Source organism: Streptomyces sp. NPDC007162 (assembly GCF_040634175.1).
In the GTDB taxonomy this organism is placed as follows: Bacteria; Actinomycetota; Actinomycetes; order Streptomycetales; family Streptomycetaceae; genus Streptomyces.
On record NZ_JBEYFC010000386.1, the window covers coordinates 1 to 8,820 of the forward strand.

At 75.9% G+C, this 8,820-nt stretch carries 6 protein-coding genes; 1 reads left to right on the top strand and 5 read right to left on the bottom strand.

The genetic code is table 11. The annotated features are described in order from the left end of the window. Positions 1–78 precede the first annotated feature (78 nt). Positions 79–2,235: a SpoIIE family protein phosphatase gene (locus ABZ646_RS33310; protein ID WP_360527268.1), complete on the bottom strand. Its 2,157-nt coding sequence runs from the start codon at positions 2,233–2,235 to the stop codon at positions 79–81. 321 nt (positions 2,236–2,556) lie between these two features. Between ABZ646_RS33310 and ABZ646_RS33315 the strand changes: the two genes are divergently transcribed. Beyond that, positions 2,557–3,165 (top strand): response regulator transcription factor, encoded by a 609-nt coding sequence (locus ABZ646_RS33315; RefSeq protein WP_360527256.1) that lies wholly within the window; start codon positions 2,557–2,559, stop codon positions 3,163–3,165. Between the two features lie 33 nt (positions 3,166–3,198). On the opposite strand, the gene ABZ646_RS33320 is transcribed toward ABZ646_RS33315, so the two are convergent. From ABZ646_RS33320 to lanKC, 4 genes are all read right to left on the bottom strand, one after another. Beyond that, positions 3,199–4,938, bottom strand: coding sequence for an ABC transporter ATP-binding protein (locus tag ABZ646_RS33320; protein WP_360527259.1), 1,740 nt, complete (start codon positions 4,936–4,938; stop codon positions 3,199–3,201). Then, a complete protein-coding gene (locus tag ABZ646_RS33325) occupies positions 4,935–6,983 on the bottom strand; it encodes an ABC transporter ATP-binding protein (RefSeq protein ID WP_360527262.1) in 2,049 nt (682 codons plus the stop codon). The genes ABZ646_RS33320 and ABZ646_RS33325 overlap by 4 nt, the downstream gene beginning before the upstream one ends. Before the next feature lie 112 nt (positions 6,984–7,095). Continuing rightward, positions 7,096–7,212 carry a SapB/AmfS family lanthipeptide gene (locus ABZ646_RS33330; protein ID WP_046732101.1) on the bottom strand — a complete coding sequence of 39 codons (117 nt, stop codon included), beginning with the start codon at positions 7,210–7,212 and terminating at the stop codon, positions 7,096–7,098. A 57-nt stretch (positions 7,213–7,269) separates the two neighbouring features. Then, a partial coding sequence (gene lanKC, locus ABZ646_RS33335; protein WP_360527265.1) for a class III lanthionine synthetase LanKC occupies positions 7,270–8,820 on the bottom strand: 1,551 nt, incomplete at its 5' end.

Here is an 8,820-nt window from a genome sequence, read left to right on the forward strand (position 1 = left end):
GTGGACGGTCCGGCCCTCCGGCGGGAGGGCCGGACCGCGCGGTGTCCGGCGCGGCCCGGCGCCCGGGGCTCCGACAGCTCAGCCGTCGGGCAGCGCCCTGAGCAGCAGCACCGCGACATCGTCGACACGCTCCTGCGCCGCCGCACTGTGCCGCACGAGCGTGTCGGCGAGCCTGTCCAGGGGCTGGTCGCCGCTCTCCGCGAGCAGTTCCCCCAGGTCCACCAGCGCGTCCTCGATGTCCACCCCGGGCGATTCCACCAGCCCGTCGGTGTAGAGGACGAGCACCGAGCCCGGCGCGAGTGACACCTCGGTCGTCGGGTACGACGCCCCCGCGTCGATGCCCAGCAGCGGGCCCCCGGCCAGGTCGAGCACCTTGACCCGCCCGTCCGGACGTCTCAGCAACGGCGGCGGATGCCCGGCCCGGGCCATCACCGCCCGCCCCCGCTCCGGGTCCAGTCGCAGATACAGACAGCTGGCGAACAGGTCCGAGCCGAAGTCGATGAGCAGCCGGTTGGTGCTGCGCATGACCTCCTCCGGAGCCTGCCCGACGGTCGTGAACGCCCGTACCCCGGTGCGGATCTGGCCCATCAGGCCGGCCGCCGTCACGTTGTGTCCCTGGACGTCCCCGATCACCGCCGCCGCCAGCGGCCGGGTCGGCACCAGGTCGTAGAAGTCGCCGCCGATCTCCATGCCGTGCATGGCCGGCAGGTAGCGGGCCGCCGCCTCGATGCCGGACGGCGGAATCAGCGAGTGCGGCAGCAGGGCCGCCTGGAGACCGTGCGCCAGCTGGTTCTTCGCGTCGTAGAGCAGGGCCCGTTCCAGCGCCTGCGCGATCAGCCCGCCGAGACTGGTGAGCACGGCCCGCTCGTCGGCGGCGAAGACGTGCGGCTCCGCGTAGGCCAGCACGCAGGTGCCCACCGGCCGGCCCGACGCGATCAGCGGCAGATACGCCCAGGCGGCGAAGGCGTCCACCGGCCCGTGCCGGTCCGGATACAGCCGCTCCAACTGCTGCCGCGACTCGAAGAAGCCGGGCACACCGGTGTTCAGGACATGGGTGCCGGGCGTGCGTTCGGCCAGCGGAAGGCCGTCGAAACGCTCCACGACGTGCGGATCCTCGTAGCCCCGGTGCCCCAGCACGTGCAGCCGGCCGCCCCGCGACCCGAGGACCACCAGGGCCTGGCTGCCGACGGCCGGGGCGACCTCGTCCGCGACCAGCTGCAGCACGTCCTGCACCCCGACCGCCTCGGTGAGCGCCCCGGCCAGGCTCAGCACCTGCGAGATGGTGACCAGCCGGGGGGCGGCCGCGGCGTCGGCCCGCGGCGCCGCCCCGATCATCTCGGCGACCGCCCGCGCCCGGCTGATCCGGACGGTCAGCCCGCTGGTGCTCGGGTACAGCCGGAACGACAGCCAGTCCCCCGGTGGTCTCAGCGCCACGAACGACGTCACCTGCTGGCTGATCAGCGCCGCCCGGTAGCGGTCCTCGTACATCGGGTCGTTGAGCCAGGGCACCGAGACCCACAGCTGGGCGCCCAGCAGATCGTCCACGGGAGCGTCGAGCAGCTCGGCCGCCGCCGCGTTGGCGAAGCAGACCCGCCCGTGCAGATCGAGTGAGGCCAGCCCGTACGGCAGCCGCCCCACCATCCGTGCCGCCTCCACCGTGCCCAGCGTGCCCGCCACCCCCGACGGCGACGTCGCCAGCAGATCCGGCTCGGGCCGCAGCGCACGGTGCTGCCGCGCGGCCCGGTCCAGCCGGATCGCCAGCCGCTCGGCCGCGGCCGTCAGCGCCTCCCGCTCCCGGTCGGACAGCACGGTCGGATGCGCGCCCGGCCAGGTCACGAACATCGCCCCGTACACGGTGTCCGCGGTCACCAGCGGCACCGCGGCCAGCGCGAAGGGATACGGCAGCACCACCGCGACGCGCGGGTACCGGCGCGCCATGTCCTCCTCGCCGCCCACCCACACCAGCCGCCGCTCGCGCGCCGCCTCCGCCACCGGGATCGGCGTACTCAGCCCGATGCGCTCCCAGGGGGCCGCGAAGGCCCGGGGCAGCCCCGCCATCACCGCCATCTCCAGCATCGGCTCGTCGGCCGCCATCAGGTAGACCGCGCCCGAGTGCGCCTGGACCTGCTCCATCGTGGCGGCCAGCGCCAACGACAGCAGCGGCCGGCCGACCGGGATGTCGCCGGCCGGCTGCTCGCCCACGTCCGGTTCCGGCTGCGCGGGAGGTGCCCCCATCCCGTCGGACACGCCCGCCCACCTCCTCGTCCGGCCGCGCGTCAGGTCCTCGGGACCAAGGCTCCCTCGTGGCGGCGACGGGCGCACGGCGAGAGCGGGCACACGGCCGTGCGGTCGGCCGTCGCCCTTACCCCGTTCGCCCCGGCACATTCCCCCGCAGTCGGAGCGCGCGGGGGTGACCGGGCGCCGGGCGTGCGCCCCCGCGCACCCTGTTGGCCGGAACTCCGCGCCCACGAGTGGTGGAGTACGCCAACAATGGGGCACGCGTTCAACACCTTGCACGGATGAACCGAAGCAGGGCCGCGGCTGAGGGGGGCGACGTTGATCCGGGTACTTCTGGTGCACGACACATGTCTGGTGAGATCGGTCCTGGCGGAGTGGTTACGCGGGGAACCGGAGCTCCGCGTGGACGACACGCCGTGGCACAGTGCGCGCAGGCGGGTGCGGACGGAGCGGCCGGACGTGTGCGCGGCGGACCTCGACAGCTCCGGCACGTACGGGGTGCCGCCGCTGAGCGACCTGCGCCCGGCCGAGGTGGGCGCGCCGGTGCCGAGGCTGGTCGTGCTTGCCGGTGCGAACAGGCCGGGCCTGCTGAAACGAGCGGCCGAGGCGGGGGCGCTCGGGTATGTGGACAAGGAGGGCGCGCCGGAGAGGCTGGTGCAGGCGATTCGGCGTGCCGCTGAGGGGAAACGTTTCGTCGATGACTCGCTGGGCTTCGGCTTCCTCAAGGCCGCCGAGATCCCGCTCACCCGGCGGGAGCTGAGCGTGCTGGAACTGGCGGCGGGCGGGGCGTCCATCGCCGAGATCGCCGGGAGCCTGCACCTGTCCAACGGGACGGTGCGCAACTACATGGCGGCGATCACCCGCAAGACCGGAGCCCGCAACCGCGTCGACGCGATCCGGATCTCCCAGGGCGAGGGGTGGCTCTGAGAGGGGCGGGGGTGGCAGGGCTACGGGACACGGCTATGGGACAGGGCTGCGTGAGGGTGCCACCAGGTCCTGGTAGAGCGCACACGTGCGCAGCAGTTCCTCGTGGGTGCCGTACACCGTGCGGGGACCGTCCATCACCAGGATCCGCCGGGCGCGCCGCGCCGAGTCGATCCGGTGCGCGACGACCACCAGGGTGCCCCCGGGCCGCGCCGCGAAGGCCTGCTCGGCGCGGGCCTCGGCCGCCGGGTCGAGATGGCAGGTGGCCTCGTCGAGAAGGGCGAGCGGGGCCGGCGAGAGGTACGCGCGGGTGAGCGCGATCAGCTGCCGCTCACCGGCCGACAGCACCGCCGGGCGCACCGGGCCGTCCGGTCCGCCGAGCCTCTCCAGCAGCGGGGTGAGCCCGACCGCCTCGGCCGCGGCCAGCAGCTCGCGCTCGGGGACCTGGTCCGGGCGCAGCAGCCCGAGGTTCTCCGCGAGGGTGCCGGTGCTGACGTACGCCTCCTGCGGGATCAGCACCCGCAGCGCGGCGGCCCGCGCCCCCGGCACGGGGTGGCCGCACACCCGGATCTCACCGTGTACCGGGTCCAGCAGGCCGGCGGCCAGCGCGGTGAGCGTCGACTTGCCGATGCCGCTCGGTCCCACCACGGCGAGATGACCGCCGTGCGGGACGCTCAGGTCGAGACCGTCGAGGACGGGGGTGCTCGCCGGGCCGTAGGCGAAGGTGACGGCGGTGAGGGTGAGGGCCGGGGCGTCGGCTTCGGCGGCGTCGGCGGGGGACCGCGGCGGCGCCGCCGAAGCGCCGGAGTCGGCCGGGTCGCCGGGGCCGTTGGGCGACGGGGTGGTCTCCGGTGGCAGGGGCGGGCGCAGCCTGCGCAGGACGACCGTGAGGCGGGCCCCGCTGGTACCGAGGCCGTGCACGAGGTTCTGCAGGGCGGGCAGCAGGGACTGCGTGACGTAGGCGAGCGCGCCGACCAGGGCGCCCGGGGTCACGCCGTGGCGGAGCAGCCAGGGCGCGGTGGCGAGCAGCAGCACCAGGGGCAGCTGGCCGCCGACGGCCAGGGCCGCCACCCGTACGACGCTCCAGCGGGCCAGGGCCCGTGCGGCCCGGTACTCGGAATCGACGCGCTTCCCGACGTCCGCGGCGACCCGCTGCTCGGCGCCCGCCGCCGTGACGTCCCGCAACCCCGGGCACACCTCGCCCAGTTCGGCGGCGAGGGCCTCGTCCGCGACGAGGAAGGTCTCCTGGCGGCGGGCCAGCGGGCGCAGTGTCGCCGCGAACAGGCCCAGGCCGGCGAGGAGCGGCGGGCCGACCACCAGCAGCAGCGGGGGAGCGAGGGTGCACAGCCCGACGAGGGCGCCGACGGCCGTGAACACGAACGAACGGGACACCATCACCAGGCCGGCGAGGGTGTCCCGGGCGATCTCCGCCTGCTGGGTCAGCCCGGACAGCGCACCCCGGTCCGCGTCCCGCACCCCCCTCGCGACCACCCCCGCGACCAGGCGGTCCCGGACCGGTTCGACCAGATCGGCGACCACGCCGTACACCCGCCGGGTCCCGTACGCCCCCACCGCCACCCCACCCCCGGCCGCCGCGAGCCACGCCAGGCCGGTCCGCACGTCCCCCGCCAGGAACCCGGCGTCCAGCGCCCGGGCCAGGGCGTACCCGAGCAGGAAGGTCTGCCCGGCTTCCAGCACCGACCACAGGGCGAGCCGCACCAGCACCGGACCGCGCACCCGCAGAAGCGCCCGCGTCTCCCGCCGCCGGGCCCTCATGCCGTCCCCCCTCCCGCCCCGGGGGCAGGCGCCCCGCCGGCCGCCCGTTCCGGCCCCGCGGGGGCGACGACCTCGCTTCCGCCCGGCATCACCGCAGAGCCCCACGCCCCCTGCCCCGCGGCTGCGTGCCCGGAGTCCCCTTGTTCCACGCCTGCTTGTGCGTCGGCCCGCCCGGCCGGCGCTCCTCCCATATCGCCGTGGCCCGCAGTGCCCTGGCCCGTGTCGGCTTGGCCCGCGCCGATCTGGTTCGCGTCGCCCTGCCCCGCGTCGCCCTGCCCCGCGTCGCCCTGGCCCGCGCCAACCTGCCCCGCATCGCCCTGCCCCGGTTCCCCCGGTCCCGCAAGTGCCTGCTTCCCGTCCGTCGCCCCCGTCTCCCCGAACACCGCCCGGTACTCCGGATTCCGCCACAGTTCCGTGTGCGTGCCCAGGGCCCGTATCCGTCCCCCGGCCAGCCAGGCCACCGTGTCCGCGAGGGCCGCCGTCGCCGCCCGGTGGGCGACTATCAGGCGGGTCGGGCCGGGGGCCAGCAGGGCCCGGGTGACGCGGTGTTCGGTGACCGTGTCGAGGCTGGAGAGGGCGTCGTCGAGGACGAACAGCCGGCCGGGGTGTGCGAAGGCGCGGGCGAGGCCGAGGCGTTGGGATTCGCCGCCGGAGCGCGGGGCGTCGGCGAGCCGGGTCGCGTAGCCGTCGGGCAGCCGGCGGACGTAGGCGTCGGCCTGGGCCTTGCGGGCGGCGGCCCGGATCCCGGCGGGGGCGGGGGCGGTGCGGCCGAAGGCGATGGTGTCCTCGACGGTCGTACCGAGCAGGGCCGGGCGGGCGAAGGCGTAGGTGACGGCCCGGCGCAGGTCGTCACGAGGGAGGGCGGGCAGCGGCACGCCGTCGAGGAGCACCTCCCCGGCGTCCGGGTCGGTCAGCCGGCCGGCCAGTTCGGCCAGCAGGGACTTGCCCGTTCCGGAGCGCCCGACGACCGCGAGCACGGTGCCGCCGGGAACGCTCAGGTCGACTCCGTCCAGCACGGCGCGGCCGCCCCGGCGGGCCGTCACCCCGCGCAACTCCAGGCGGCCGGGGCCCGGCGGGAGCGGGTGGCTGCCGTGCACGGGCACGGGACACGCGGTGACCTCGCCGAGGCGCCCGGCGGACGCGCGGGCCCGGGTGAGCGCGGCCAGCTGTCCGACCAGGACGCCGACGCCGGTCGCGAGGACGGCGTAGCGGGAGGCGGCCAGTACCTCGCCGACCGAGATCCGGTGCCGGGCGAGCAGCAGACCGGCCACCGCCACGACGGCCAGCTGGAGCAGCGGGCCCACGGTGACCGCCCGGGCGGCGGCCCGGCCCTGCACCCGCCACATCCGGTGCCCGGCGCGGGCGAGTTCGGGCAGCGGTCGCAGCACCCGGGCGGTCTCCCGGTCCTGGAGGCCGGCCGCCGCGATCGTCCGGTGGCCGTCGACCGCCTCCGCCAGCGCGGCCGCGATCCGGCCCTGCACCCGCTGGTACTCGGCCACGCACGCGGAAGTGTCCCGGGTGAACGCCCGCAGCAGTACGGCGAGTACGGGTGCCCCGGCCAGGAACACGGCGGCCAGCCAGGGGTCGATGAGAACGAGCGCGACCACTCCTCCGAGCGGCCCGGCCAGCGCGGCGAGCAGCGCGGCGAGGGCGGCCGGACCGGTCCCGGCCTGCGCGGCGTTCCCGACCAGCCGGGCGACCAGGTCCCCGGCGCCGAACCGGGCCACCGCCCGGGGCCCGAGCGCGAGCACCCGCCCGGTGAGCAGTTTGCGCAGTCCGGCCGTGGCCCGGGCGTCGACGGTCCCGGCGAGCACGCTCGCGGCGCCGTCCAGCACGGCGAGCAGCAGGACCAGAGCGGCGGCCCGCGCCACCCACCCGGCCGCCGGGTCGCCGGTCAGCAGCAGGTCCAGGGCACGGCCCAGCACGGCGGGCAGCGCCAGGGCCGCCGCGGTGGCCGCCGTACTCACGGCGCACAGCGCGGCGCAGCGCACCCCGGCGTGGCGCAGGGCGCTGCGCATCGGATCACGGTGCGCGGGTGTCGTCATCACGCCCAGCCCTCGGGTCGGCGCCGGTATCGGCGAAGCTGATATGGCGAAGGCCCCGGACGGCCCCCTTCCCGAAGGAGGGGGCCGCCCGGAGCCCGGTTCGCGGTGCCGGTCAGAGACAGAGCAGGACGCTCGCCGCCGAGACGCACGACAACAGGCTCACCGTGCTCGCACCGCCGCCGTCGTGACGCTCTTCGGACTCCATCGTCTGCAGGTCGAGAAGTGCCATGGTGTGTCCTTTCCGGGGACCGAGCGGTCCCCCCGGTGTTGTTGGGGACGGGTTGTGTCACGACTCCGTCGGAGCGGAGCCGCGTTCTGGGGCCGCCGGTGGCGGCGGGAGGAACGGCAGGTGGGCGGCGCGGTCGCCGTCGAGGGCGGCCGTGAGCGCCAGCAGACACCCGGCGGTTCCGGTGCCGAGGTCCATGGAGAGCCGCATCATCTGGTGCCCGGGGAAGGCGAGTTGGCCCTGGTAGGCCATCGCGAACCAGCCGAGCCCGTCGACCTGGGCGGCGAGCCGCGCCGGGTCGGCACCGGTGCGGGCGAGGTGCAGGACCATCCCGGCCCGGCCCTGGAACAGGCCCGGCTGGGCGTAGAAGCGTGAGGTGGCGGCGATCAGGATCGCGGAGCGGGCGGCGGCGAAGGTGCCGTCCTCGTCGGTGCCGTGGGCCAGCCAGTCGTCGAGGACCATGCCGATCCCCACGCTGCCGTCGCCGAGGTAGGGCAGGGTGCGCCAGCCCTCGTCGACGTCCAGGCCGCCGCCCTTCTGCACCACACAGCGGTCCAGGTCCCGGCGCAGTGCGGCACCGGCCGCCGCCAGCAGCCGGGGCTCGCCGGTGCGTTCGTACCGCCGCAGCAGGAACAGCGCGGGCCCGGTCGCGCCCCGCAGCAGCCCGGCGCGCCGCCCCGGCGTGTCCGGCAGGGGCTCGGCGAGCCGTCGTACGAGGACCTCGGCGGCCTCCGCGGCCCGCTCGCGCAGCTCCGGCTCGCCGGTCGAGTCGGCCAGGGAGTCGAGGACCAGGCCGAGACCGGCCAGGCCGCCGTGCAGGTCGGAGGAGAGGTTGCGCCAGTTCTCCCGGAGGATGCCCGCGGTGAGGTCGAGGGCGCGCTGCCGGTGGCCGAGTCCGGCCAGGACGTGGGCGACGCCGGCGAGACCGTCGTACAGGCCGAGCGGGGTGCCGGGCGGCGGCGGTGCCGTGTGGTCGAGCAGCCAGCGCTCGCCCTCGTCGTAGCGTTCGGCGCCGGCCCGGTCCAGGGCGTACAGCACCCCGGCCGCGCCGTGCGCGAGGCCGAGCCCGCCGCCGTCGCCGAACTGGGCGATGTCGCCGGGGAAGAGCCGGTCGTCGCGCTCGGGTGTGGCGGCGGCCAGGATCGCCTTGACCATGGAGTCCCTGCTGTGCGGCCAGTCGGCCGGTACGACCGGACGCGCGGCCGGGGCGCCCCGGGTGATCTCCGTGACCGCCTGGTCCAGGAACGCGCGCGGCACGTCGGGGAACTGACCGGCTATCACGTCCGCGAGATGCGCCGCCTTGCCCCGGTCGACGACGAAGAGCGTGGTCACCGGCAGGAAGAGGGCCAGCCGCAGACACGCCAGCGCATAGCGGTCCACCTCGACGCCTCTGCGGTCCTGCGGTGCGAAGAAGCCGGGGTGGGCGACGACCTGACGGCCGTTCTCCTCGACGGGGGCGGCCGCCTCGAAGTCGATGAGGAACACCGACTCGTCGTCGGGGCCGACCATGATGTTGAAGACGTGCAGGTCGTTGAAGACGATCCCGCGCTCGTGCACCACGGGGCGCGGGTCGCCCAGGCCATGGCTGCTCGGCTCAGGGCTGCGCTCTCC

Bases quoted from the DNA above. Each gene is read 5' to 3' on its own strand.
- ABZ646_RS33325 (WP_360527262.1), bottom strand. From the start codon at position 6,983: ATGACGACACCCGCGCACCGTGATCCGATGCGCAGCGCCCTGCGCCAC.
- ABZ646_RS33330 (WP_046732101.1), bottom strand. From the start codon at position 7,212: ATGGCACTTCTCGACCTGCAGACGATGGAGTCCGAAGAGCGTCACGAC.
- ABZ646_RS33310 (WP_360527268.1), bottom strand. From the start codon at position 2,235: ATGGGGGCACCTCCCGCGCAGCCGGAACCGGACGTGGGCGAGCAGCCG.
- ABZ646_RS33320 (WP_360527259.1), bottom strand. From the start codon at position 4,938: ATGAGGGCCCGGCGGCGGGAGACGCGGGCGCTTCTGCGGGTGCGCGGT.